The sequence below is a fragment of the Methylobacterium phyllosphaerae genome, from assembly GCF_001936175.1.
Lineage (GTDB): Bacteria > Pseudomonadota > Alphaproteobacteria > Rhizobiales > Beijerinckiaceae > Methylobacterium > Methylobacterium fujisawaense.
Genome location: NZ_CP015367.1, coordinates 4,879,965 through 4,905,521 on the forward strand (window position 1 = coordinate 4,879,965; position 25,557 = coordinate 4,905,521).

At 70.2% G+C, this 25,557-nt stretch carries 20 protein-coding genes and 2 tRNA genes; 11 read left to right on the top strand and 11 right to left on the bottom strand.

Annotated features, from left to right (window positions below; translation table 11 throughout):
- Positions 1 to 60 precede the first annotated feature (60 nt).
- Together MCBMB27_RS22275 and MCBMB27_RS22280 are read right to left on the bottom strand one after the other, a co-directional pair.
- On the bottom strand, positions 61 to 240 hold the full coding sequence (locus MCBMB27_RS22275) for a DUF2735 domain-containing protein (RefSeq protein WP_043347490.1): 180 nt from the start codon (positions 238 to 240) through the stop codon (positions 61 to 63).
- 163 nt (positions 241 to 403) lie between these two features.
- Positions 404 to 742: a P-II family nitrogen regulator gene (locus MCBMB27_RS22280; RefSeq protein WP_003600526.1), complete on the bottom strand. Its 339-nt coding sequence runs from the start codon at positions 740 to 742 to the stop codon at positions 404 to 406.
- Between the two features lie 194 nt (positions 743 to 936).
- Between MCBMB27_RS22280 and MCBMB27_RS22285 the strand changes: the two genes are divergently transcribed.
- Positions 937 to 2,436, top strand: coding sequence for a bifunctional ADP-dependent NAD(P)H-hydrate dehydratase/NAD(P)H-hydrate epimerase (locus MCBMB27_RS22285; RefSeq protein ID WP_075381291.1), 1,500 nt, complete (start codon positions 937 to 939; stop codon positions 2,434 to 2,436).
- Here the strand turns inward: MCBMB27_RS22285 and MCBMB27_RS22290 are convergent.
- A complete protein-coding gene (locus tag MCBMB27_RS22290; RefSeq protein WP_075381292.1) occupies positions 2,429 to 3,913 on the bottom strand; it encodes a multicopper oxidase family protein in 1,485 nt (494 codons plus the stop codon). The two genes, MCBMB27_RS22285 and MCBMB27_RS22290, sit on opposite strands and share 8 nt — an antisense overlap.
- Before the next feature lie 148 nt (positions 3,914 to 4,061).
- On the opposite strand from MCBMB27_RS22290, the gene MCBMB27_RS22295 reads away from it, so the two are divergent.
- From MCBMB27_RS22295 to MCBMB27_RS22325, 7 genes are all read left to right on the top strand, one after another.
- Positions 4,062 to 4,146, top strand: a tRNA-Leu gene (locus MCBMB27_RS22295).
- Between the two features lie 131 nt (positions 4,147 to 4,277).
- Complete coding sequence (gene tig / locus MCBMB27_RS22300) at positions 4,278 to 5,687, top strand: trigger factor (protein WP_043347496.1); 1,410 nt, start codon at positions 4,278 to 4,280, stop codon at positions 5,685 to 5,687.
- Between the two features lie 127 nt (positions 5,688 to 5,814).
- A complete protein-coding gene (locus MCBMB27_RS22305) occupies positions 5,815 to 6,441 on the top strand; it encodes an ATP-dependent Clp protease proteolytic subunit (protein WP_012322036.1) in 627 nt (208 codons plus the stop codon).
- 186 nt (positions 6,442 to 6,627) lie between these two features.
- Positions 6,628 to 7,899 (top strand): ATP-dependent Clp protease ATP-binding subunit ClpX, encoded by a 1,272-nt coding sequence (gene clpX, locus MCBMB27_RS22310; RefSeq protein ID WP_043385521.1) that lies wholly within the window; start codon positions 6,628 to 6,630, stop codon positions 7,897 to 7,899.
- Positions 7,900 to 8,147: 248 nt separating this feature from the next.
- The gene (gene lon, locus MCBMB27_RS22315) at positions 8,148 to 10,574 is read left to right on the top strand and encodes an endopeptidase La (protein WP_075381293.1); all 2,427 of its coding nucleotides are present in this window, start codon (positions 8,148 to 8,150) and stop codon (positions 10,572 to 10,574) included.
- A 71-nt stretch (positions 10,575 to 10,645) separates the two neighbouring features.
- On the top strand, positions 10,646 to 11,365 hold the full coding sequence (locus tag MCBMB27_RS22320) for an aspartate/glutamate racemase family protein (RefSeq protein ID WP_075381294.1): 720 nt from the start codon (positions 10,646 to 10,648) through the stop codon (positions 11,363 to 11,365).
- A 61-nt stretch (positions 11,366 to 11,426) separates the two neighbouring features.
- A tRNA-Val gene (locus MCBMB27_RS22325) sits at positions 11,427 to 11,502 on the top strand.
- Positions 11,503 to 11,967: 465 nt separating this feature from the next.
- On the opposite strand, the gene MCBMB27_RS22330 is transcribed toward MCBMB27_RS22325, so the two are convergent.
- From MCBMB27_RS22330 to MCBMB27_RS22345, 4 genes are all read right to left on the bottom strand, one after another.
- Positions 11,968 to 13,656, bottom strand: coding sequence for a methyl-accepting chemotaxis protein (locus MCBMB27_RS22330; RefSeq protein ID WP_075381295.1), 1,689 nt, complete (start codon positions 13,654 to 13,656; stop codon positions 11,968 to 11,970).
- Between the two features lie 428 nt (positions 13,657 to 14,084).
- Entirely contained in the window at positions 14,085 to 14,996 is a 912-nt protein-coding gene (locus MCBMB27_RS22335) for an alpha/beta fold hydrolase (protein ID WP_075381296.1), read from the bottom strand.
- Entirely contained in the window at positions 14,997 to 16,010 is a 1,014-nt protein-coding gene (locus tag MCBMB27_RS22340) for an SDR family oxidoreductase (protein WP_075381297.1), read from the bottom strand.
- Positions 16,011 to 16,140: 130 nt separating this feature from the next.
- On the bottom strand, positions 16,141 to 17,571 hold the full coding sequence (locus MCBMB27_RS22345; RefSeq protein WP_075381298.1) for a mannose-1-phosphate guanylyltransferase/mannose-6-phosphate isomerase: 1,431 nt from the start codon (positions 17,569 to 17,571) through the stop codon (positions 16,141 to 16,143).
- Positions 17,572 to 17,758: 187 nt separating this feature from the next.
- On the opposite strand from MCBMB27_RS22345, the gene selA reads away from it, so the two are divergent.
- Both selA and MCBMB27_RS22355 read left to right on the top strand, forming a co-directional pair.
- On the top strand, positions 17,759 to 19,201 hold the full coding sequence (selA, locus tag MCBMB27_RS22350; RefSeq protein WP_075381299.1) for an L-seryl-tRNA(Sec) selenium transferase: 1,443 nt from the start codon (positions 17,759 to 17,761) through the stop codon (positions 19,199 to 19,201).
- A gap of 123 nt (positions 19,202 to 19,324) precedes the next feature.
- A complete protein-coding gene (locus tag MCBMB27_RS22355; RefSeq protein WP_043760232.1) occupies positions 19,325 to 19,795 on the top strand; it encodes a MarR family winged helix-turn-helix transcriptional regulator in 471 nt (156 codons plus the stop codon).
- Between the two features lie 62 nt (positions 19,796 to 19,857).
- Here the strand turns inward: MCBMB27_RS22355 and MCBMB27_RS22360 are convergent, their stop codons facing one another.
- Both MCBMB27_RS22360 and MCBMB27_RS22365 read right to left on the bottom strand, forming a co-directional pair.
- Entirely contained in the window at positions 19,858 to 21,228 is a 1,371-nt protein-coding gene (locus tag MCBMB27_RS22360) for a pentapeptide repeat-containing protein (RefSeq protein ID WP_075381300.1), read from the bottom strand.
- A gap of 45 nt (positions 21,229 to 21,273) precedes the next feature.
- Entirely contained in the window at positions 21,274 to 23,592 is a 2,319-nt protein-coding gene (locus MCBMB27_RS22365) for an FdhF/YdeP family oxidoreductase (RefSeq protein ID WP_043357026.1), read from the bottom strand.
- A 156-nt stretch (positions 23,593 to 23,748) separates the two neighbouring features.
- On the opposite strand from MCBMB27_RS22365, the gene MCBMB27_RS22370 reads away from it, so the two are divergent.
- Positions 23,749 to 23,922 carry a metallothionein gene (locus tag MCBMB27_RS22370; protein ID WP_043357024.1) on the top strand — a complete coding sequence of 58 codons (174 nt, stop codon included), beginning with the start codon at positions 23,749 to 23,751 and terminating at the stop codon, positions 23,920 to 23,922.
- 249 nt (positions 23,923 to 24,171) lie between these two features.
- Here MCBMB27_RS22370 and MCBMB27_RS22375 read toward each other — a convergent pair whose 3' ends face one another.
- Both MCBMB27_RS22375 and MCBMB27_RS22380 read right to left on the bottom strand, forming a co-directional pair.
- Complete coding sequence (locus tag MCBMB27_RS22375; protein ID WP_043357022.1) at positions 24,172 to 24,459, bottom strand: MTH1187 family thiamine-binding protein; 288 nt, start codon at positions 24,457 to 24,459, stop codon at positions 24,172 to 24,174.
- Between the two features lie 115 nt (positions 24,460 to 24,574).
- A complete protein-coding gene (locus MCBMB27_RS22380) occupies positions 24,575 to 25,477 on the bottom strand; it encodes a LysR family transcriptional regulator (RefSeq protein ID WP_043357021.1) in 903 nt (300 codons plus the stop codon).
- Positions 25,478 to 25,557 lie beyond the last annotated feature (80 nt).

Sequence of the window (25,557 nt, forward strand, 5' to 3'; positions counted from 1 at the left end):
CCCTGTAACGTATGGGTATCGCGGGGTGCGTGGACGGGCGGAACGCCCGAGTTTCGGGTCTCAGGATCGGCGCGGGCGCTCGTCGTCGCGGATCGCCGCCTCGTGGTACCACGCGCCGCCGCCGAGGCTCGGCACGGGTGCGGGTTTCGCGTCCGGAGCGGCCCGCGCGGTCAGGCGCGAGCGCCGGAACGCGGACAGATCGTAGATCTTGGCGCTCTCGCGCGGGTCCGTCGCGGCCATCGCACATCCTCCTGCATCGGGTTCAAGCGGCCGATCAGGCCAGCCGTTCCCGATGATGTGGGGTGTGGAAGGCGGCGCTCCAGTGCGGAGCGCGCCGATGCCGGACATTCGCGCAGTGCGAAATCTTAGGCAGAGAAGCGTTGCGGGAGCGGGACGGCCCGCGTCAGATCGCGTCCGTTCCGGTCTCGCCGGTGCGGATGCGGATCGCTTCCTCGATGGTCGAGACGAAGATCTTGCCGTCGCCGATGCGGCCGGTCTGGGCCGACTTGCGGATCGCCTCGACGGCGCCCTCCACAAGGGCGTCGGACAGAACGATCTCCAGCTTCACCTTGGGCAGGAAGTCGACCACGTATTCGGCGCCCCGGTAGAGCTCCGTATGGCCCTTCTGACGGCCGAAACCCTTCGCCTCGATGACGGTGATGCCCTGGAGACCGACCTCCTGGAGCGCCTCCTTCACTTCGTCGAGCTTGAAAGGCTTGATGATCGCTTCGATCTTCTTCATGCCGCTCGGGCCTGCGCTGCGGTGCCGGGCATTTCTAACATCCTCGTGACGCCTCCGCCATGCCGTTTTCGCGGCGTGCCCAACCATAGTGCCTATTTCATGTGCGATCCACGCACATCCTTCAGGCGCTTCTCCGGTTTTTGGCGCGTTTTTAGTCAGGGCTGATCGGTGCACGGGCAGAGGGGAGGGCGGACATGCGGTTGTTGACGGTCGCGGCGATGAGGCGGGTCGATGCGGCAGCCATCGACGGCGGCGTGCCGGGCCTCCGGCTGATGGAGGCTGCCGGCGCCGCGGTCGCCGCCCGCGCTCGGGCTCGCCTGCCGGCGGGCGGAAAGACGGTCGTCCTGTGCGGACCCGGCAATAACGGAGGCGACGGCTTCGTGGCCGCGCGCCTGCTGGCGGAGGCCGGCTACGGCGTCGACCTCGTCCTTCTTGGTGAGCGTGCGGCGCTGAAAGGGGACGCCGCCCTGGCCGCCGAGGCCTGGACGGGACCGGTGCGTCAGGCCGACGGCAACCCGCTGCCGTCCTGCGACCTCGTGATCGACGCCCTGTTCGGGGCCGGTCTGTCGCGCGATCTCGACGGCGCCGCCCGCGCGCTCGTCGAGGCGGTGAACGCCGCCGGGGTCCCGGTGCTCGCGGTCGACGTGCCGAGCGGGATCGACGGCGATACCGGTGCGGTGCGCGGTGTCGCGATCCGGGCGGTGGAGACCGTGACCTTCGTGGCGTTCAAGCCCGGACACCTGCTCCAACCCGGGCGCAGCCTCTGCGGGCAACTCAGCCTCGCGGATATCGGGACCGGACCGGAGGCGCTCGCGGCCGGTCTGGCCGTCGGCCCGCCGCTCCATCGGAACGGGCCCGACCTGTGGGCCGGAGCCTTCCCGCGGCTCAGCGGATTGAGCCACAAATACACCCGCGGCCACGCCCTCGTGCTGTCCGGGCCGGCCACGAAGACCGGGGCCGCCCGGCTGGCCGCCCGCGGTGCCCTGCGGGTCGGCGCCGGGCTCGTGACCGTCGCGTCGCCGCCCGCGGCGCTCGCCGAGCACGCCGCGCATCTCACGGCGATCATGCTGCGGCCTTGCGAGAGTGCCGATGACCTCGACGACCTGCTCACCGACGAGCGGCTGAATGTGGTTCTGGCCGGTCCGGGACTCGGGACCGGCGAGCCCACCCGGGAACGCGTCGCCGTGGCGGCGGCGGCCGGGCGCGGCCTCGTTCTCGATGCCGACGCGCTGACGAGCTTCGCCGGGCAGGCGCGCCTTCTCGCCGCCCATTTGGCGGATGGCGATGCCCGGGCCGTCCTGACCCCCCATGCCGGCGAGTTCGCGCGGCTCTTCGACGGTACGGCGGCGGCAGGCGCCGCCGACAAGGTCGCGCGGACCCGCGCGGCGGCGGAACTCACCGGCGCCGTCGTGGTCCTCAAGGGCGCCGATACCGTCGTCGCCGCCCCGGACGGCCGCGCGGCGATCAACGACCACGGCAGCCCCTATCTCGGCACTGCGGGCTCCGGGGATGTGCTGGGTGGCCTGATCGCCGGCCTGATGGCCCAGGGCATGGACCCCTTCGAGGCCGCCGCCGCCGGGGTGTGGCTCCACGGCGATGCCGGCCTGCGCCACGGTCCCGGCCTGATCGCCGAGGACATCCCGGAGCTGATGCCGGCGGTGCTCCGGGACCTCGTCGAATCCGCGCTCAGGTGACTTCGAAGACGGTCCACAGGCCGGTGTCGAACCGCTCCAGCACCGTGGCGCTGATCAGCCAGCGCCCCGGATTGTCGGCCAGGAAGCCGATCCGTGCGGTCCTGCCCTCCAGGAGCTGGAACGTGTCCAGCCAGTAGGGCTCCCAGCCATCGTCGAGGGGGTGGAGCAGCCGGAAGCAATGGCCGTGCAGGTGCAGGGCCTGGGGAAAGGCGGTATCGTTGCGCAGGGCCAGCACCACGACCTGGCCGCGCTTCACCGAGAAGATCGGCTGGAGGCCCGTGGTGCCGCTCACACCGTTCACCGACCAGATCTTCTGCGGATCGCCCGTATAGACGGCGTCGGGCGCCGGACCGTCCTTGGCGCCTCCCTTGTCCTTCGGCACGAAGGCGCCGCCGGTGATCACGACGTCGCGGCGCAGGGCGTTCTGGAGCTTGACCTCGGCCGGCAGGCGCTTGTTCTCGCCGATCGGCCCGATCGGCGGCCGCTTCTCGGTGATCTTGGCGCCCTTCGTGGTGACGCTGGCCAGGATGAGGCCCTTGCCGATCAGCGCGTGGATCGCGCAGGTGGCGCCTTCCTCCTCCGGCAGGTCGACGAGCAGGTCGTAGCGGGTTCCCGGCGGGAAGGGCAGGGTGGCCCGGAGCGGCTCGAACGTGTCGGTGGGCTGCCCGTCGACCGCCGCCACATAGACCTTGACGCCTTCGAACTTGATGCGCGTCGCCCGGGCGTTGCAGGCATTGCCGAGGCGCAGGCGGACCCGGGCCCCGGGGCGAACCTCGAAGATGCCCGGCACCGGCTTGCCGTTGACCGTGACGAGGTTGCCGAGGCGCCCGTGTGCGGCCGCGAGCGGAACCTGCCCGAAGGGCATGAGCGTGCCGTCATCCTCGAGCCGCCAATCCTGCAGGACGACGCTGACATCGGCATCGACGGCGGGCGGATTCGCCTCCTCGACGACCAGCATGCCCGCGAGCCCGCGCCCCGACGGTTCGCTCGCCCCCCCGACGACCAACGGCCGGATCAGGTAGGAGCCGGCATCCGGCGGCGTGAACGCGTAGAGGAAGTCGCCGCCCGGCGGGATCGGCGCCTGGGTCACCCCGCCGACGCCGTCCATGGCGTTGACGTTGCGCACCCCGTGCCAGTGCAACGCGAGCGGCTTGTCGGTCCGGTTCTCGACCTTCAGCCGCACCGGCTGGCCGAGCTTGACCCGGACGACGGGCGGCAGGGCCTTGCCGTCGAAGCACCAGACCGGCGTTTCGGGCGCGGGCTCCGGCCGGAATCGAGCCCGGCCGGGGGCCGCCGGCAGGGCGGCCGGTTCCGGTTGCGCCGGAGACGCCGCCCCGTTGCCGGGGGGCGGGCTCGGCGCCTGGGCCCGCGCCGCGTCCGGCACCAGCCCGAAGGCGGCGGCGGTGGCGAGGAGGCTCCGGCGCGACGGCGAGCCGGCGCGCGAATCGGTCGGCGGCACGGGGCGGGATGGCGGCATGGGATCTCGGCTGCGGCTCGCGACGGGTTCGCTCCATAGCGGCGTGTCGGCTCCCGCGCCACAGGGGTAAGTTTTTTGCTGCGGGCCGGCCGGCCCATGCTATAGGGCGCGCTTCCGGCGGCCGGCGATGCGCCGGATGTCGGCGCGCGCGGGCGTGGCGGAACTGGTAGACGCGCTGGATTTAGGTTCCAGTGTCGCAAGACGTGGGGGTTCGAGCCCCTCCGCCCGCACCAGGACGTCTGCTGCGGTAGCGGTCCCCTCGGGACCCTCCGTCCCGTACCCGACATCTCGGCATCCCGGTCCGCGCGAGCACGACGCCGGCCCGCCCGGCGAACCCAGGTTTCTTTGAAGAGCGACGACGACGATGCAGGTGACCGAGATCAACGCCCAGGGGCTGAAGCGCGAGTTTCAGGTTCTGCTGGCCGCCCAGGAACTCGAGGAGCGCCTGACCAACGAGCTGTCCGGCATGAAGGACAAGGTGCAGCTCAAGGGCTTCCGTCCCGGCAAGGTGCCGGTCGCGCATCTGCGCAAGGTCTACGGCCGCTCCGTGATGGCCGAGGTGGTGCAGAACGCCGTCAACGAGGCCAATCGCCAGATCGTCGCCGACAACGGCCTCAAGCTCGCCCTGGAGCCGCAGGTCGAGTTCCCGAGCGATCAGGCCGAGGTCGAGAAGGCGCTCGACGCCAAGGGTGACCTCGCCTTCAAGGTCGCCCTCGAGGTGATGCCGAGCTTCGAACTCGCCGACCTCTCCGACGTCAGCCTGACCAAGCGCGTCGCCAAGCCTTCCGACGCGGAGGTGGACGAGGCCCTGGAGCGCATGGCCGGCCAGGGCCGCCCGTTCGCCGAGCGCGACGAGGGCGCGGAGGCCCAGAGCGGCGACCGCGTCACCATCGACTTCGTCGGCCGCATCGACGGCGAGGAGTTCCAGGGCGGCAAGGGCGAGGGCATCGATCTGGAGCTCGGCTCCGGCTCGTTCATCCCGGGCTTCGAGGACCAGCTCGTCGGCGCCAAGGTCGGCGACAAGCCGCTCGTGAAGGTCACCTTCCCCGAATCCTACGGGGCCGAGCACCTCGCCGGCAAGGACGCCGAGTTCGACGTGACGGTCACGAAGATCCAGGCGCCGGGCGAGGCCAAGGTGGACGACGAGTTCGCTAAGTCCATGGGCATGGAGTCGCTGGAGAAGCTCCGCGAGGCCGTGTCGGAGGCGATCGGCCGCGACTTCGAGGCCGCCACGCGCCGCCGCCTCAAGAAGGACCTCCTCGACGCCCTGGACGGCAAGTACGCCTTCGAGCTGCCTCCGTCCCTGGTGGCGCAGGAATTCGCCGCGGTGTGGGCCCAGGTCGAGCAGGACCTCAAGACGCGCGGCAAGACCTTCGAGGATGAGGACACCACCGAGGAGAAGGCCCAGGCCGAGTACCGGAAGATCGCGGAACGGCGCGTCCGTCTCGGTCTCGTGCTTGCGCAGGTCGGCGAGAGCGCCGATATCAAGGTCTCGGACGAGGAGGTGAACCAGGCCCTCATCGCCCGGGTCCGGCAGTTCCCGGGCCAGGAGCAGCAGGTCTGGGACTTCTACCGGAAGAATGCGCAGGCGCTCGCGGAACTCCGCGCGCCCCTGTTCGAGGAGAAGGTCGTTGACCACGTCCTCGGGCAGGTCAAACTCGTCGAGGAGCCTGTCTCGAAAGAGGCGCTTTTCGCAGACGAAGATGACGACGACACGACCGGCGAGAAGCCGGCAGACAAGGCCGAGGCCAAGACCGAGGCAAAGGCCGACTGAGTCCCGCCCTGTCCGAGCGACGGCGGGCAAGGGTTAGGCGATGGTTAAGCATCGCCGGTGTTCGCTGACATGCCCGGGGCTGCCCTGATTCGCGGCAGCCCCGGGCCTCACTCCTGGGCAGGACGAGATGAGAGATCCGATCGACGTCTACAACAATGCGCTCGTGCCGATGGTCGTCGAGCAATCGAGCCGCGGCGAGCGCGCCTTCGACATCTACTCCCGCCTGCTGCGCGAGCGCATCATCTTCCTCACCGGCCCCGTGGAGGATTACGGCGCGTCGCTGATCGTGGCGCAGCTGCTGTTCCTCGAGGCGGAGAACCCGAAGAAGGAAATTTCCTTCTACATCAACTCCCCCGGCGGCGTGGTCACCTCGGGCCTGTCGATCTACGACACGATGCAGTTCATCCGCTGCCCGGTGACGACGCTGTGCGTCGGCCAGGCCGCCTCCATGGGATCGCTGCTGCTCACCGCCGGCGAGCCCGGCCATCGCTTCGCCCTGCCGAACGCCCGGATCATGGTCCACCAGCCGTCGGGCGGCTTCCAGGGTCAGGCGACCGACATCCTGATCCATGCCCGCGAGATCGAGGCGCTGAAGCGGCGCCTGAACGAGATCTACGTGAAGCACACGGGTCGCGACTACGACACGATCCACACCGCCCTTGAGCGCGACAATTTCATGACCGCGGACGCGGCCAAGGAGTTCGGGCTCATCGACGAGGTGATTGAGAAGCGCCCCGAGCCGGCAGCCGCCTGATCGGATCCGCGACGCCTGACCGCCGCGGCGCGGCCTTGATCCCGCCGCGGCAGCGTGTTTGCATCCGAGATCGGGCCCTTCGGTCAAAGGCGCGCAGCACACTGTTTCTTTAAACGGGCCCCCTACATTCAAACGATGCGCGTCCGCCCCCTTGCCGGCTGCGGACGCGAGGAATCGGAGACCGATATGAGCAAGACTGGCGGCAACGACTCGAAGAGCACGCTGTATTGCTCGTTCTGCGGCAAGAGCCAGCACGAGGTCCGCAAGCTGATCGCTGGCCCGACCGTGTTCATCTGCGACGAGTGCGTCGAGCTGTGCATGGACATCATCCGCGAGGAGTCGAAATCCTCGCTGGTGAAGAGCCGTGACGGGGTGCCGACCCCGAAGGAGATCCGCCGCGTCCTCGACGACTACGTCATCGGCCAGGACTTCGCCAAGAAAGTCCTCTCGGTCGCCGTGCACAACCACTACAAGCGGCTCGCGCACGCGACGAAGCACAACGATGTCGAGCTGGCCAAGTCCAACATCATGCTGATCGGGCCGACCGGCTCGGGCAAGACGCTGCTCGCGCAGACTCTCGCCCGCATCCTCGACGTGCCGTTCACCATGGCGGATGCCACGACCCTCACCGAGGCCGGCTACGTCGGTGAGGACGTCGAGAACATCATCCTCAAGCTGCTCCAGGCCTCGGACTACAACGTCGAGCGGGCGCAGCGCGGCATCGTCTACATCGACGAGATCGACAAGATCTCCCGCAAGTCCGACAACCCGTCGATCACCCGCGACGTGTCGGGCGAGGGCGTGCAGCAGGCGCTCCTGAAGATCATGGAGGGCACGGTCGCCTCCGTTCCGCCCCAGGGCGGCCGGAAGCACCCGCAGCAGGAATTCCTGCAGGTCGACACGACCAACATCCTGTTCATCTGCGGCGGCGCCTTCGCGGGGCTGGAGCGGATCATCTCCCAGCGCGGCAAGGGCACCTCGATCGGCTTCGGCGCGACCGTGCAGGCCCCGGACGACCGCCGCACCGGCGAGATCTTCCGCTCGGTCGAGCCGGAGGACCTCCTGAAGTTCGGCCTCATCCCCGAGTTCGTCGGCCGCCTGCCGGTCCTGGCGACGCTTGAGGATCTCGACGAGGCCGCGCTGAAGAAGATCCTGCAGGAGCCGAAGAACGCCCTGGTCAAGCAGTACCAGCGGCTCTTCGAGATGGAGAACGTTGATCTGACGTTCCAGGACGACGCGCTGTCGCTCGTCGCCCGCAAGGCGATCGAGCGCAAGACCGGCGCCCGCGGCCTGCGCTCCATCCTGGAGACGATCCTGCTCGACACGATGTACGACCTGCCGGGCCTCGAGTCCGTGGAGCAGGTCGTGATCGGTCCGGAGGTGGTCGAGGGCAAGTCGCGTCCCCTCTACATCCACGGCGACCGCAACAAGGAAGCGCCCGCCAGCGTCAGCGCGTAAGCGCTTGGTAGGGTTGCGTTAAGCGCCCGGCTCCGGCCGGGCGCGCTGCGGGGAACATCTTGAAAACGCTGCGCCCCGCAGCCACCTCAGGCTCAGCGCGGTGGCCGCACGCTCCTTCGAGGTCCGGTCCGCGTCACCAGCCGCAAAGTTTTCGAAATTCCGACCCTCGCGGCCCGGTCGGCCCCTGGCTGTAGGCGCGCTCCATGCTTGGAGGTGCCGAACCCGGGCGTCCCTGAGAGGAAGTCAGCATGTCACAGTCGAAATCGCGCCAGCCGGTGGTTCCGGGCACGACGGGCACCTACGCCGTCCTCCCCCTGCGCGACATCGTCGTCTTCCCGCACATGATCGTGCCCCTGTTCGTGGGGCGCGAGAAGTCGATCCGCGCCCTTGAGGAGGCGGTCCGCACCGACCGCCACATCCTGCTCGCCACCCAGATTAACGCGGGCGACGACGATCCGGCCACCGATGCGATCTACAAGATCGGCACCCTTGCCTCCGTCCTCCAGCTCCTGAAGCTGCCCGACGGCACCGTGAAGGTGCTGGTTGAAGGCGTCGGCCGCGCCAAGGTCACGGGCTTCACCCGCTCGGACGAGTACTACGAGGCCACCGCCGAGGCCCTGCACGACGAACTCGGCGACCGCGTCGAGGCCGAGGCGCTCGCGCGCTCGGTGCTCTCGGAGTTCGAGAACTACGTCAAGTTGAATAAGAAGATCTCGCCCGAGGTCGTCTCCGCCGTGACCCAGATCGACGAGCCGTCCAAGCTCGCCGACACGATCGGCTCGCATCTGCTCGTCAAGATTTCCGACAAGCAGGGCATCCTGGAGACCCCCACGGTGGCGCAGCGCCTTGAGCGCGTGCTGTCGCTCATGGAGAGCGAGATCTCCGTGCTGCAGGTGGAGAAGCGCATCCGGACCCGCGTCAAGCGGCAGATGGAGAAGACCCAGCGCGAGTACTACCTGAACGAGCAGATGAAGGCGATCCAGAAGGAGCTGGGCGACTCCGAGGATGGCCGCGACGAGCTGGCCGAGCTGGAAGAGAAGATCGAGAAGACCAAGCTCTCCAAGGAGGCCCGCGACAAGGCGACGGCGGAGCTGAAGAAGCTGCGCCAGATGTCGCCGTTGTCGGCCGAGGCGACCGTCGTGCGCAACTACCTCGACTGGATGCTCGGCATCCCGTGGGGCAAGCGCTCGAAGATCAAGAAGGATCTGCTCGGCGCCCAGGCGCTCCTCGACGAGGACCATTTCGGCCTCGACAAGGTCAAGGAGCGGATCGTCGAGTACCTCGCCGTGCAGCAGCGGGCGAACAAGCTCACCGGTCCGATCCTGTGCCTCGTCGGTCCCCCCGGCGTCGGCAAGACTTCGCTCGGCAAGTCCATCGCCAAGGCGACGGGTCGTGAGTTCGTGCGCATGTCGCTCGGCGGCGTCCGTGACGAGGCCGAGATCCGCGGTCACCGCCGGACCTATATCGGCTCGATGCCCGGCAAGATCGTGCAGTCGATGCGCAAGGCCAAGACCTCGAACCCGCTCATCCTGCTCGACGAGATCGACAAGATGGGCATGGATTTCCGCGGCGATCCGTCGGCGGCGCTCCTCGAGGTGCTCGACCCTGAGCAGAACAGCACCTTCAACGACCACTACTTGGAGGTGGATTACGACCTCTCGAACGTGATGTTCGTGACCACGGCCAACACCCTCAACATCCCGGGCCCGCTCATGGACCGGATGGAGGTGATCCGCATCGCCGGATACACCGAGGAGGAGAAGGTCGAGATCGCGCGCAAGCACCTGATCCCGAACGCCCTGAAGAAGCACGGGCTGGGGACGCACGAGTGGTCGATCGACGATGACGGGCTGATGATGCTGGTCCGCCGCTACACGCGGGAGGCCGGCGTCCGGAACCTGGAGCGCGAGCTGTCCAACCTGATCCGCAAGGCGGTAAAGGAGATCCTGATCACCAAGACCAAGTCGGTCGCGGTGACGACGGAGACCCTTCCGGTCTTCCTCGGCCCGCCGAAGTTCCGCTACGGCGAGATCGACGCGGACGATCAGGTGGGTGTGGTCACGGGTCTGGCCTGGACCGAGGTCGGCGGCGAGTTGCTGACGATCGAGGGCGTCATGATGCCCGGCAAGGGCAAGATGACGGTCACCGGCAACCTGAAGGATGTGATGAAGGAGTCGATCTCGGCGGCGGCGAGCTACGTCCGCTCCCGGGCGATCGACTTCGGGATCGAGCCGCCGCTCTTCGAGCGTCGCGACATCCACGTCCACGTTCCGGAGGGGGCGACCCCGAAGGACGGTCCGTCGGCCGGCATCGCCATGGCCACCGCGATCATCTCGACGCTGACCGGGATCCCGGTCCGCCGCGACGTCGCGATGACCGGCGAGGTGACGCTCCGCGGTCGGGTCCTGCCGATCGGCGGCCTGAAGGAGAAGCTGCTCGCCGCGCTGCGCGGCGGCATCAAGACGGTGCTGATCCCCGAGGAGAACGCCAAGGACATCGCCGAGGTGCCCGACAGCGTGAAGAACGGGCTGGAGATCGTCCCGGTCTCGCGGATGGATCAGGTGCTGGAGAAGGCGCTGGTCCGTCAGCCCGAGGCGATCGAGTGGGAAGAGCCGCTGCCGGTGGCCAAGCCTGCCCGGACCGAGGAAGACGGCGCCGCCTTCGTGGCCCACTGACGAAGACGTCCGAATGAGACGAGCCCCCGGAGCTTCGCGCCCCGGGGGCTTTTTCATGCGCGGAGGCTTGGATGCGCGTCCTGCTGATCAACCCGAACACCAGCGCGCACGTCACCGACCTCGTCGCCGCCCATGTCCGTGCGCAACTCGGTGACCAAGCGGAACTGCGCGCCGTCACAGGCCGCTTCGGGGCGCGTTACATCGCGAGCCGGGCTGCCGCATCCATCGCCGGCCATGCGGCGCTCGACGCCCTCGCGGAGCATGGGGCTGAGTGCGACGCGGTGTATCTGGCCTGCTTCGGCGATCCGGGTCTTCTCGCCTTGCGGGAGCTGTCGCCTGTGCCGGTCATCGGCATGGCGGAAGCCGCCTGTCGCGAGGCCGCCGCGGCGGGCCGGTTCGGCATCGTCACCGGGGGCGCGGCCTGGGAGCCGATGCTGCGGGAATTCGTGGCGGCCCTCGGCCTGTCCGATGCTCTAGCGGCGCTCCACACGGTGGCTCCGAGTGGTGGCGCCATCGCCCGTGATCCGGACGCCGCCCTGGCGACCCTGGCCGATGCCTGCCGCGCCTGCGCGGCGTCCGGCGCCGAGCGCGTCATTCTCGGGGGTGCCGGCCTCGCGGGACTGGCGCGGCGGATCGCGGCGCAGGTTCCCGTTCCGCTGATCTGCTCGGTCGAGGCAGGAACCCGTGCGGTTCTGGCAGCGGGTTCGACCGGGACGGTCCGGTTCAGGCCAGAGCCCGTGGAGAGCGTTGGCTTAGCGCCGGCACTGGCGGCGCGGCTCGTCGATCCCTGACGCCGATCCGAAACGGAGCCCCTTGCACCGCACCGGCGCCATGCCGTAACGGTCGCCGGCCGGGCGGTTAGCTCAGTTGGTAGAGCGTCTCCTTTACACGGAGAGGGTCGGGGGTTCGAGTCCCTCACCGCCCACCAGAAACCTCCCTCTTTCGCGGAGCTGGCCGTTTCACCGGTCGCACGTCCTGCACGGGGACCGTTCTGACGGCACCGCCATGCCACCGAGCCGGCAAAGCGCGCCAGGGGGCGAGCCGGCCTCGTTACGAGGTCCCGGAGGGGATCACGCGCGGTCCGGCGGCGCGTCGGTTTCGACGGTGTCTTCTGCGGCAGGACCGAGGGCCAATGCGCACCTTTCGATCCTGCGCATCTGTCCGCGCGCCACATGGCCCGGGGTGGAGCATCGATCTGTGGGCTGAGCGGCAGCGCCTCCGAACGTCAACGATTGCAATTGTTTGAGAGCCATGTGGCGGTCTGGCGTATCGAGGGCCGATCGGCGCACGTCGTGTGAAGCGCGACCTCGAGGCCGGCCTACGCCTCGGCCGATCGGGTCGCACCGCCAGGCGCGACCCGATCGGGCATCGCGAGGAGGCCTGCCGGGCGGGCTCAGGCCGCCCGGACGGTGGTCAGGAAGCGTCGCACCTCGGCCGACAGATGTTCGGATTGCTGCGACAGCTCGGACGCCGAGGTGAGGACGTGCGCGGCGGCTGCGCCCGTGTCTTCGGAGGCGCGGGCCACACCCGCAATGTTGCCGGTCACTTCGGCCGTTCCGCTCGAAGCCTGCGCCACGTTGCGCACGATCTCCTGTGTGGCGGCGCTCTGCTGCTCGACGGCCGCCGCGATGCTGGAGGCCACGTCGTTGATCTCGCGGATCCGCCCCGTGATCCCACCGATGGCCGAAACGGCCTGGTCGGTCACGCCCTGCACCTGCCCGATCCGCCGGCCGATCTCCTCGGTGGCCCGTGCCGTCTGATTGGCCAGCTCCTTCACCTCGGCCGCCACCACGGCGAAGCCGCGGCCCGACTCTCCCGCCCGGGCGGCCTCGATCGTCGCATTGAGGGCCAACAGGTTGGTCTGGCCGGCGATGTTCGAGATCATTCCCACCATCGCGCCGATCTGCTCGGCGGCCTGGCTGAGTTCCTGCACGAGGCGCGTGGTCTGGTCCGCCTCCGCCACCGCAGCCTGGGCGAGCCCGGCCGAGCCGGCCACCTGCCGGCCGATCTCCTGCACGGAGGTCCCCAATTCCTCGGCGGCTGCCGCCACGGTCCCGACATTGGCCGCCGCTTCCTCGGCCGCCGCGGCGACCGTGGTTGATTGCGCGGCCGTCTGGCTCGCATTGGCGGTCATCTGCTCCGCCGTGGACTGCAACTCCGTGGAGGACGAAGAGACCATGCTGACGATGCCGCCGACCGCCCGCTCGAAGCTGTCGGCCAGTTCGACCATCGTGCGCCGGCGCTCCGCCGCGGCGGCCGCATCGGCGATCTGCCGGAGTTCCGCTTCCTCGGCGGCTTTGCGGGCGACCATGGTCTTGATGTTGTCGACGGCGCGGCCGAGCGCGCCGATCTCGTCGCCCCGCTGGCTTTCGGGGATCTCCGCGTCGATCTCGCCGGCGGCCATGCGCTCCAGCACCGCCACCAAGCGGGTGATCGGGCGCTGGATGTTGAGCATCAGCAGGATCGCGGCCGTGAGCAGGCTCAGCAGCATGGCCGCACCCGCCAAGAGGCCGAAGCGCGTCGCGGCGCTGACCTGCTCGGTCGTGGTCTCCATGGCCTTGTCGGTGAAGCCGCGCGCGTTGGCCACGGCCTGATCGATCATGCCCTCGGCCCGGGCGATCTGCTCCGTGATCGACCGTCGTGCCGCGTTCGCCGCGTCCGGATCGACCGCGCCGCCGCGCAGGTCCGTCCGTCCGGCGTCGGCATAGGTCCTCACGGCGCCGGCCAGATCCTGCAACGCCGTCCCGCTGTCACGCAGGATCTGCGGCTTCAACGCGATGGCGATCGGGCGCTCGAGGCCGCGTGACGCCTGCTCGGCTTCCTTGGCCGCCCGGGTGACGGCCGCGTCGGCCTCGGGAGCGGTCCGGGCCAGATCGACGGCCTTGAAGCTCAGCTGGATCCGGTTCAGGGCGACCTGCGCCTGCGAGATCCCGGTCAGGATCGTCTGCTCCCGGGCGACGGCGTCGGTCGCTTCCGCGATCCGACGGTCGCTGTTCCATTGGTTGTAGATCACGCCAGCGGCGAACAAGGCCGTTACGGCGGACGACAAAATCAGTTTGCGGCCGATTGTCAGGCGGGGCATTTGGATCGCCAGTATCCGAGGTGATTGAGCTGAAATTACGTGCTCAATCTTCGGCGTATCGGATAAAGAAAATCCTAATCGCGCGTTTTTTTCCTTGGTGTCGCGATTTTCGACTTGTGTGCGCAAGAGGTTTCGGGCGCGCGCCGGGACTGGCGGCACCGCATCCGCGTGCCCGACGCATGCGAAGGCGAAAAGTTCCGGGTCGGCTGAGATTTATTGCGCGGGAAGCCGGGCGGTCAAAGCGGCGACGGGCAGCGACGGGCAGCGATAACGGGCTGGATCGAGGTGAGCGGCGCGTCGTTGGATCGGAACATTCCCGTCGCGGGCCGTGATCGGGCCGTGATCGGGCCATGTCCGGTGGACTGATCGGGATCTGCACGGGGCAGCATCTTCAGGCACCCTCGCCACGCGCGGGGCCGCCGGACGCGTCAGGCGCAGGCTTGCACCGCGCAGGCCGCGCGCACGACCGCAGCGGCCTGGAAATGATGGAGCATGTGGCCGGCGTCCGGCAGACGTTCGAACCGCGCGCCGGGGATCATCCCGGCCGCCCGCTGTCCGTGCAGGGTGGTGTTCACCACCAGGTCGGCGCTGCCGCCCAGGATGCGGACGGGCCGGTGCAGCGACGGGTAGCCGAGGACGCTGCGGGTCAGCGCCGGCCAGAGCCAGCCGGCATCCTCCCCCTCGGCGGTGATCTGCCCCGGGCGACCCGCGAGATCGAACGCGAAGTCCCGGGCGAAGCGCGGCGGCATCGCCTCGGGAAAGAACATCGCGTTCCACAGGAGCGGCAGGAGCATCCGGTCGCTGCTCGCGGCCAGGAGGGCCGACAGAGCGTCGCCGCCGAACGGCAGCGCCCGCGGCCCGAACAGCACCTGCTCCAGCCGCGGCTCCGGGAAGCAGATCGGCGCCAGGGCCACGACGCCGGCGATCTCCTCAGGATGGAGCATCCCGTACGCCAGGGCGACGGCCCCGCCGAACGAGTGACCCACGATCACCGGCCGCCGCAGGCCGAGGCGCTGCACGGCTTCCCGGATGCTCGCGGCCTGATCCCAGATGTCGGCGGCGGCGCCCCGCGGGCGTCGGCTGAAGCCGTGGCCCGGTCGGTCGACGGCGACCACGCGGAAATGCTCGGCCAGTGCCGGCACGGGGCCGAGCCAGACGTCCTCCAGGCACATCAACGTGCCGTGGATCGCCACGAGATCCGGTCCGGTGCCGGTCTCCGCGTAGGCGATCGTCCGGTCCTGCGCCAAAGCGACGATCCGGCGCGGCACGATCCGGGGATCGGCCCCGGCTCCCTGCGCCGGCCGAGCGGCGCCGGGCAGAGCTTCCGTGGCAGCGGCCACTTACAGGCGCCGCCGGCGCCCGGACGATGGGCCGAGCACCGCGAAGGCCGTGACCGCGCCGACGCCGAGGAGACCGACCGCGGCGGCGAGGGGGTGCAGGCTCGCACGGGTATAGGCGCTGGTCCGCATGACCGGGACGGGCGGGTCGCCCCGCGTCTCGCCGGCCGCCACCGGCGCATGCAGGGCGCCATCCGGATTGCGCGGCGCGTCCGTCCGCTTCTGCAGGGCGATGATCGCCGAGCTGAGGTGGTCGTAGGCCCCGGGTGCGAATTCCTTGCCGGCCACGAAGGCCTTGCCGGCCCCGCCCACGATGATGTCGCGCTGCGGGTGCACGGCCGCGTGCAGGATGGCGTTGGCGACCTCCTCCGGCGGGTAGATCGGAGGCGGCAGGCTCGGTTCGCGGTCCATGTAGTTGCGCGCCCGCTGGGGCAGGGGCGTGTCGATCGAGGCCGGCTTGATCAGCGTCACCGAGACCGGCGCCTTCTCGTCCATCAGCTCCATGCGCAGGGCATCGGTGAAGCCCTTCACGGCGTGTTTCGAGGCCGCGTACATGCCCTGGTACGGGAAGGCGAGATCCGAGGCGATGCTGCCGACGTTGATGAGGGCGCCACCGTGCTGCCGCAGGTGCTCGGTCGCCACCAGGGACCCGTAGACGGTGCCCCAGAAGTTGGTCTGGATCAGGCGCTCATGGTCGGCGTCGCTGACCTCGCGCAGCCGGCCGTAGATCGAGCCGCCCGCGACGTTCACCCAGGTGTCGAAACCGCCGAAGGTCGCCACGGCCCGGTCGGCGACCGCCTGCACGTCGGCCCGCCGGCCGACATCGGCCACGACGTCGATCGCCTTGCCGCCGACGCCCTCGATCTCGGCCCGGATGCGCGCCAGAGCGTCGCCGCTGCGCGCCGCCAGCACCACCCGGGCGCCGCGTTCGGCCGCCATACGGGCCGTGGCGAGGCCGATGCCCGACGAGGCGCCGGTGATCACGATCACCGGCGCGCGGAGCGGCTTATGCGTCATGCGGTATCCCCGATGCTGCGCGGCGCGGCCGCACGGAAACGGCCACACGCTGTGCTATCGATCGGGGAGGCCGCATGTTCCGAGCGCGCCTGCGGGCGATCGGGTCGCAGGGACGTCGGGTCCTGCGCGCTCAGCGTCCGTAGATGTCCTCGACGCGGATGATGTCGTCCTCGCCGGTGTAAGAGCCGACCTGGACCTCGATCAGCTCCAGCGGGATCTTCCCCGGATTGGCCAGCCGGTGCATCGAGCCGATCGGCAGGTAGACCGCCTCGTTCTCGTGGACCAGCACCACCCGGTCGTCGATCGTCACCTCGGCGGTGCCGCGCACCACGACCCAGTGCTCCGCCCGGTGGTAGTGCTTCTGCAGCGACAGGCGCCCGCCCGGCACCACCTGGATCCGCTTCACCTGGAAGCGCTCGCCGATGTCGATGCGCTGGTACCAGCCCCAGGGCCGGTACATCCGCAGATGCGCGTCCGCCTCCGGCGCGCCCGAGGCCCGCAGGGCGTTGACCAGATCCTTCACCTGGCCCGAATGCGCCTTGGAGGCCACCAGCACCGCGTCGGGGGTGGAGACCACCACCACGTCCTCCAGGCCCACCACCGCGGTCAGGCCCTCGCCCTGGCTGTGCACGAGGCTGTTCTTCGTGCCGATCAGCGACACCCGGCCGCGCACGGCGTTGCCTTCCGCGTCGTGGTCCAGCACCTGCCAGACCGCGTCCCAGGTGCCGACATCCGACCACGAGAACGACACCGGCAGCACCCCGGCCCGGGCGGTCCGCTCCATCACCGCGTAGTCGATCGAGATCTTGGGCGCCCGGGCGAAGGCCGCCGCATCGAGGCGCACGAAGTCGAGGTCGGTCACCGCCGCCTCCAGCGCCGCGCGCGCGGCCGCCAGCACCTCGGGGACGAACGCCTCCAGCTCGGCCAGCATCAGGTCGGCGCGGAACAGGAAGTAGCCCGAGTTCCACAGGGCGCCGTCCGTGATCAGCGCCTCGGCGCCGGCCCGGTCGGGCTTCTCGACGAAGCGGGCGACCCGGGCCGCGCCGGGCGCCTCGGCGATCGGCTCGCCCCGGCGGATGTAGCCGTAATCGGTGGCGGGCCTGTCCGGCTCGATGCCGAGCGTCATGGTGTAGCCGGCCTGGGCGCCGGCGGCCGCGCGCCGCACCGCGTCGACGAAGGCCTCCGTGTCGGGCACGACGTGGTCGGCGGCCAGGATCAGCACCACGGCCTGCGGGTCGGCGGCGGCGGCGTGCAGCGCGGCCACCGCCACGGCGGCGGCCGAGTCGCGGCCCTGCGGCTCCAGCAGGATGTCGGCGGCAAGACCCAGCTGGTCGCGCTGCTCGGCGACGATGAAGCGGGCCTCGGCCGAGGCGATGACCGTGGGCTTGGCGAAGACGGACGTGTCCGACACCCGCGCCAGCGTCGCCTGGAAGGTCGAGCGCTCGGCATCCACCAGCCGGGCGAACTGCTTGGGCATGCTCTCCCGCGACGCCGGCCACAGCCGCGTCCCCGTCCCCCCGCACAGGATCATCGGGTGGATCTGGATCGAAGATCGGGACATGGCGGCGTCTCCCGAGAGGGCTCGGCGGGGGCGCGGCCGAGCCCGCCCCGCGCGGGTGCGATGGACTCTCGGCCGCCGATTTCCAGATCTGCCCTTACCGTCGGGGCGGAGACTGAACAACCTGCGCGCATTATCCGCGCCGGAACGGACTGGCTCCGTGCCGGGGGATGGTTATCTCTGAGCTGACATGAATGCGCCTGTCCCCACCCCCCCGGCCGACGATCCGGTGCCGTCCCCGCGCCGGATCCCCTCGGTGGAGCGCCTCGTCGGCGCCGCGTCGCCCGCGGAACTCGAGACCTACGGACGGACGGCCTTCACGGATGCCATCCGGACGGTTCTGGCCGGGATCCGGGCCGGGGGCCGCCCCGTCCCGGACGCGGCGGCGATCCGGGCCGAAGCGTCCGCGCGGCTCGCCGCCGAGCGCCGCCCGTCCCTGCGGCCGGTCTTCAACCTGACCGGGACGGTGCTCCACACCAATCTCGGTCGCGCCCTGCTGCCCCGCTCGGCCGCGGAGGCGGTGGCCGCCGTGATGGTGCAGGCGAGCAACCTCGAATTCGATCTGGCGACCGGCGCCCGCGGCGAGCGCGACGACCATGTCGAGGCGCTGATCTGCCGCCTGACCGGCGCCGAGGCCGCGGTGGTCGTCAACAACAACGCGGCGGCGGTCCTGCTGGTGCTGAACGCGCTCGCCATGCGCAAGGAGGTGGTGGTCTCCCGCGGCGAGCTCGTGGAGATCGGCGGCTCGTTCCGGGTGCCGGACGTGATGGTGCGGGCCGGCTGCCGCCTGCGCGAGGTCGGCACCACCAACCGCACCCACCTGCGCGACTACGCGGAGGCCCTCGGGCCCCGCACCGGCCTCGTGATGAAGGTGCATCCGAGCAACTACGCCATCGCGGGCTTCACCGCGGCGGCGGATCCCGTCGCCCTCCACGCCCTCTGCCGGGAGCGGGGCGTCCCGCTGGCGGACGACCTCGGCAGCGGCAGCCTCGTCGACCTCGCGGCCTACGGCCTGCCCCCCGAGCCCACGGTCCGGGCCGCCCTGGAGCGGGCGGATGTCGTGACCTTCAGCGGCGACAAGCTGCTCGGCGCGGTCCAGTGCGGCATCGTCGCCGGCCGGAAGGACCTGATCGCCCGTGTGCGCAAGAATCCCCTGAAGCGCGCCCTGCGCGTCGACAAGATGACCTACGCGGCCCTCGAAGCCGTGCTGCGGCTCTATCTGCATCCCGAGCGGCTGCGTGCGGAGCTGCCGACCCTGCGGCTCCTCACCCGCGAGCGGGACGCGATCGCCGCACAGGCCGCGCGCCTCGCCCCCGCGGTGGCGGAGCGGCTCGCCGGCCGTGCCACGGTCTCGGTCGCCGACTGCATCAGCCAGATCGGATCCGGCGCCCTGCCGGTGGAGACGCTTCCCAGCGCCGCCCTGGTCCTGACGCCGAACGCCCCGGGGGGACGGGGCGGCGGCGGGCGGTGCCGGCGGCTCGCCGAGGATCTGCGCCGGCTTCCGGTGCCGGTGATCGGCCGCATCAGCGACGAGGCCGTCCGCCTCGACCTCCGGACCCTGGAGGACGAGGCCGGCTTCCTCGCCGCCCTAGCGGCGCTGACGCGCGCCGAAGACGGGCGACGAACCACATAGGGTTGTTGAGAGAACGGATCACACGTCTGGATCTTGCGCGCCGGCATCCCGTGTTATGGTATAATGACGGACCTGCGGTCGCGGTCGAGAGTGGCGGTGCGTGGACCGCGATGGGCGAACGATATGGCGTATATTGCCGATACGGCTGAGGCGGAGCCGGAGACGGATCCGCTGCTTCTCGATAACCAGCTTTGCTACGCGCTCTATGCTGCCGCGCATCGAATGACCAAGTCGTACCGGCCCCTGCTCGAGCGGCTCGGACTGACATACCCGCAATATCTGGTCCTGCTGGTGCTGTGGGAGCAGGACGGCGTCACCGTGTCGGAGATCGGCCGGCGCCTGCGTCTGGATTCCGGCACGCTGACACCGGTGCTGAAGCGCCTGGAGGGCGCGGGCTTCCTGCTCCGGACCCGCCGCCAGTCCGACGAGCGCGAGGTCGAGATCGCCCTGACGCCCGAAGGCGCCGCTTTGCGCGCCGACGCGGTGTCCGTCCGCGAGAGCGTGATGTGCCAGCTCGAACTCAGCGAGCCGGAGATCCGCGCCCTCCGCAAGGATCTCAGCCTCGTCATCGAGCGGCTCAGCGTGAGCGACTGAGGTGCCCTCGAAGCCGCGATGAGCCGCGATGAGCCGCTTGCGCCGCGCCGGAGCGATCGGCCTCACCGCCGCAGGCGGTTGCCCAGGACGAAGCCGTAGAGCCCCATCAGGATGATGCCGACGCCGCCCTCGATGCCGACCAGCAGGTTGGTGACGCGGCCGGTGGGCTTGAGGCCGATCTCCGGCGGGTTGGCGGTCATCATGTTGAGCGCGCTGTAGCTCAGGAGGTCGAGGGGATTGTAGGTCGGCCCCGCCTCCGGCCCCTCCAGGATGAACAGGCCGCCGGTGAGCCCGAAGAGGCCCGCGAACACCACGATCAGCAGGGCGAAGGCCCGGGCGATGCGCGACAGGCTCTCGCCGTAATCGCACAGCCACTCGACGAAGCGGTCCGCGGTCCAGCGATAGCCGTGCCGCAGGAAGCCGGCCCCGTCCCGGGCGCCCCAGGCGGCGCGGGCCTGCTGGCCGGCATGGAAGCGGCCCATCCGCCGGCCGCGCTTGTAGGCCCAGCTCGCCGCGTCGTGGCTTCCGATGCTCTTCCAGTTCTGCTCCAGCGCGAGGTAGCTCGCCTGGGCGGCCTCGTAGGCGCCGGCCACTTCCTCGCCCACTGCCCCGCCGAGCTGCTCCACGCTCATCCGCGTTCCGTTGAGCCAGGCGCCGGCGAAGTGGGCATGCCGCAGGCGGCAGGTGCCGAGGTTCAGCCGTACGAGGTCGGTGTCCGAGAGATCCGCGCCCGAAAGATCGGCACCGTCGAGCTTCGCCCCGGTGAAATGCGCCCCCCGCAGCCGCGAGCCGGCGAGCGACGCCTTGGTCAGGCTCGCCTCGGCGAAATCCGCATGGGTCAGATTGGCGTCGGTGAGCTTGGCCTCGTCGAGCCGCGCCCCGCGGAAGACCGTGTCGTCCGCATCCGCCCCGGAGAAATCCGCACCCCAGAGGTCGGCCTCGGCGAAATCGGTCCCGTCCAGGAGGGCGCCGGACAGGTCGGCGAAGCGCATCGCGGCGTGCCCGAAGCGGGCATCCTCCAGCATCGCCCCGGCGAACTTCACCTGACCAGCGACGATGCCGGTGAAGTCCGCCCCCGAGAGGTCGGCCTCGGACAGGTCGGCCTCCTCCAGGATCGCGCCGGTGAAGCGCGTCGAGCGTCCGACGGCGCCGGCGAGGCGTGCCCGGCGCAGGTTGGCGCCGGAGAGGTCGGCCTGCTCCATGCGGGCCCGGGACAGGTCCGCACCGGCCAGCGCCAGTCCGCCGGACTCGACGTCCGTGCCGATGCCGGCGTCCGGCTGTGCGGCGAGCGCGTCCGGCCCGGCGCTCAGCTGCGACAGGTCCGCGCCCGGCTCATGCAGGGGCGCCCCGCCGGCGATCCGGTCGAGGAGGGCGCGCAGCCGCGACTCCACCGGAGTGTCCGGTCGTGCATCGGGTGGGGTCGCTTGGTCCATGGTCGTTCCTTGCCGGAACGCGCGACCGGACGCCAGACACGCCGCTCACGGGCCCTGGGTCGCGGCCGCCACCCGCACGGCGATCGCCTTGGCGGCCGGCGTCTTGGACTGCTCGTCATGGTGCCAGAGCGGCAGCAGCACGTTCAGCTCCGGATAATACCCGGCGCAGTTGCCCTCCGGGATGTCGTAGGCCACCACGCGCAGGCCGCCGACGCGCCGCGGCACTTGGTCCTCGGCCTCGGTCTCCACGGCGACGGTGAGGCCGTCCCTCAGCCCCAGCCGGGCGATGTCCCGCCGGTTCATGAACAGCACGTCGCGGGTGCCCTTCACCCCGCGGAAACGGTCGTCGTAGCCGTAGACCGTGGTGTTGAACTGATCGTTCGACCGCAGGGTGATCAGGTCGAGCACGTCCGGGCCGCGAGCGGGAAGGTCCGGATCGGCCTCGAGGCCCTCGGGGACCGCGAAATTCGCCTTCCCGGTCTCGGTCTCCCACTTGCGGTCGCGGGCGCCCAGCGGTTTCAGCAGGCCGCCGGGCTGGAACATCCGACCGTTCAGGTCGTGGAACACGCTCGGGTAGGTCGCTTCGATCGCGTCGCGCACCCGCGCGTAGTCGGCGACCCAGGCATCCCAGTCGATGCGGGGATTCGGCGGCAGGGTCGCCTTGGCGATCTCCGCCACGATCCAGGGTTCGGCGCGCACATGCGGACCGACCGGATCGGCCACCCCCCGCGAGCCATGGAACTGCGCGGTGGAGCTCTCGATCGACACGGCCTGCGGGCCGCTCGCCTGCCGGTCGATCTCGATCCGGCCGAGGCACGGCAGGATGTAGGCGACGGCGCCGTTCACGAGGTGGGAGCGGTTGAGCTTGGTCGAGACCTGCACCGTGAGCCGTTGCCGGCGCCAGGCCGGCTCCATCCGGCCGGTATCGGGGATCGCCCGCAGGAAGTTGCCGCCAAGCCCAATGAACGCCTTCACGCGTCCATCGAGGAGACCCTCGCAGGTCTCCACCGTGTTGAGCCCCTTCTCCCGCGGCGGCTCGAAGTCGTAGAGTTCCTTCAGCCGGTCGAGCGGTGCCAGTTCGGGCTTCTCGGTGATGCCGACGGTGCGCTGGCCCTGCACGTTCGAGTGGCCCCGCACCGGGCAGATCCCGGCGCCGGGCTTTCCGATATTGCCGCGCAGAAGCAGCAGGTTGACGAGCATCCGGACGGTCTCGGTGCCCTTGCGGTGCTGGGTCAGGCCCATCCCGTAGATGCCGATCACCGCCTTCGCGCGGGCGTAGACGCCGGCGGCCGCCTCCAGCGCCGTCCGGGTCAGGCCGGAGCGCCGCTCCAGGGCGGCCCAATCCTGCCCGTCGCAGAAGCGGACGAAGGCCTCGAAGCCGTGGGTGTGCTCGGTGATGAAGGCGCGATCGAGGACCCCCGGCCGGCCGGCGGCGTCCGCCGCCCGGTCGAGGGCGAGCAGCGCCTTGCACAGGCCGGTGAGCGCCGCGAGATCCCCGCCGGCTTTCACTTGGTGATACTGCGTCGAAATCTTGGTGGAGGAGCGCGTCAGCATCTCCACCGGCGATTGCGGGTCGGTGAAGCGCTCCAGCCCGCGTTCCCGGAGGGGGTTGAAGGTGATGATCTGCGCGCCCCGGCGCCGCGCCTCCTGGAGCGGGTGCAGCATCCGCGGCGAATTCGACCCGACATTCTGGCCGAAGAAGAAGATCAGATCGGTGGTCTCGAAGTCCTCCAGCAGCACCGTGCCCACCGGGGCGCCGATCGATTGCGGCAGCGCCACCGAGGTCGGCTCGTGGCACATGTTGGAGGAATCCGGCAGGTTGTTGTTGCCGTAGAGCCGGGCGAGCAGCGCCCACATGTAGCTGGTCTCGAGGGAGGCCCGTCCCGAGGCGTAGAACACCACCGATTTCGGGTCCTGCGCGCGCAGGTCCTTCAGCTCCCGGCCGATCTCCGCGAGGGCCTCCGCCCAGGCGACGGGCCGGTAGCGGTCCGTCTCCGGATCGTACCGCATCGGATGGGTGAGGCGTCCCTGCTCTTCGAGGGCGTAGTCGCTCCAGCCGAGGAGTTCGGTCACCGTGTGTTCGGCGAAGAAGTCCGGGGTCGCCCGCCGCCGCGTCTGCTCCCAGGCAGTCGCCTTGGCGCCGTTCTCGCAATACTCGAAGGCGAGGGGCTTGGCGGGCTTCGCCCAGGCGCAGGACGTGCACATGTAGCCGTCCGGCTTGTTCTGCTTCAGCAGCATCGCCGAGCCGGTGATCGGCACGCCCTCACGGGTCAGGATCTCGACGAGGGAGCGGGCCGAGCCCCAGCCGCCCGCCGGGCCGTCATAGGGCTCGATCCGGACGTCGTCGGTCTTCTGATCGGCCATGCCGTCCTCCCATCCGGCGCATCGATCACCGGACGAAGGGAACGCACGAGGGGGCGAATGGGATCACGGGCGCGTCACCGCGTTCTTGGACGGCTTTCCTTGCCGATGGCGCGGATCTAACGTCGACGTGCGGACCGACCGCCGGAGGAGGAAACCATGGCCAGCGTCGACGTCGAGATGGTGAAGTGTGCGTGCCAGGATTGCGTCTGCGTGATTCCGGTCTCCAAGGCCGTGTCGCGGGACGGCAAGGCCTATTGCTGCGACGACTGCGCGGACGGCCACAAGAATCACGCCGGCTGCGAGCACGCCGGCTGCGCCTGCCACGGCTAGGGCCGCTCGCAATCGCGCTGCGACGGTCTGGAGAAGGCATCTTTGGCCGAGACAGCCGCGACGCGCCCCCTCTCCCGTGCGGGAGAGGGTTGGGGTGAGGGATCAGGTCTTTCCGGAAAGCTCTCGCCCCTCATCCTGTCCTCCTCCCGCACGGGAGAGGGGATTCGCGCCTCGCTCGGCGCGGGCTCGGCTGTCGTCACCCTGCCGACCTGATCGGCCGCGGCTCTGCGTCCGTGCCCGACCTCGCGGTCAGGAGACCGCCGCGAGCTTGTCTGCCATCGACTGGTCCTTGTCGCGGCGCGTCGAGAAGATCAGCGTGAAGAAGGTCCGCTGGACGCCGAGTTCTGCGAGCTTCGCCTCGCATCGCTCGGCCAGCGCGCAAATCTCCGACAGCTCACCCTCGATGTTCGTGCCGTTGGGATGCATCGTGGCGGTGAGCCCGCTCGCCTCGATGATGTCCTTGATCGCCCGGACGTAGGGCGAGACCGACGGGCCGACGCCCATCGGCACGATGCAGAGGTCGGCCGAAACTTTCATGGTGCCTGCCTGATCCGGGGGAAGCGGCCCCGCACGGTTCTGCGACCGGACGCGGGGCGGGCCGGCAGGCTATCGCCGGCCGCATCGACTTTCCAGGGCGCTGCCGAGCCGGCCGTCACGCCTCGCCGGTTTCGAGCGCGGCGGCGCGCACGGAAGGCAGGCACGGATTGGCATTGTCGGTGCGCCACGCGAGCCACAGCTCCGGCCCGGTCGTGGCGGGCAGGGCGATCGGCCGGAGCCGGATATCGGCCATGCTGTTGCCCCGGGCACTGCCCGGCACCAGCGCGACGCCGATGCCCGCGCCGACGAGCGCCAGCATCGCGTGGACCTGATTCACCCGCTGCACGATCCGCGGCTGCACGCCCCCGGCCTCGAACAGCCTGTCGAGGAGGTCGATGAAGTAGCGGCCACCCCGGGGCGACCACGTCACGAAGGCCTCGCCGTCGAGATCCCGCAGGGTCGGGGTGCGGGCGGTCGCCAGGCGGTGTCCGCGCGGGACCGCGAGCAGCAGCCGTTCCCGTGCGAGCGGCGCCGTCGCGATCGCGGATTTCGGATCCTGCAGGACCGGACTTGGCCGCAGGATCGCGAGATCGGTGCGGTTCTCGCCCAAAGCCAGGATCTGCTCGTCCGAGACCATCTCCTCCAGCACGAGGTCGACCTCGGGCAGGGTTCGGCGGACATGGGCGACGACCTGGGGCAGCGTCCGGTAGGCCGAGGCGGCGGTGAAGCTGAGGCGCAGCACCCCGCTCTCGCCCCGGTCGGCACGCTGCGTGATGCGCGCGGCGTTCTCGGCCGCCGCCAGCACCCGGTGGGCCTCCGCCAGGAAGGTCCGGCCCGCCGGGGTCAGGCGCACCGCCCGGGTGGTCCGCTCGAGCAGCGTCACGCCCAGCGTCTGCTCCAGCATCTGGATCTGCCGCGACAGGGGCGACTGGGTCAGGTTCAGCCGTGCCGCGGCCCGGCCGAAATGCATCTCCTCGGCGACGGCGATGAAGCTGCGGGCGTGGCCGAGATCGAACATTGATGCAGGATCCGGGATAATCCAGCCAAAATCAACGTTGGACGCATCGAAAGCCTGCGCCTAACCCCGGACGCGACACC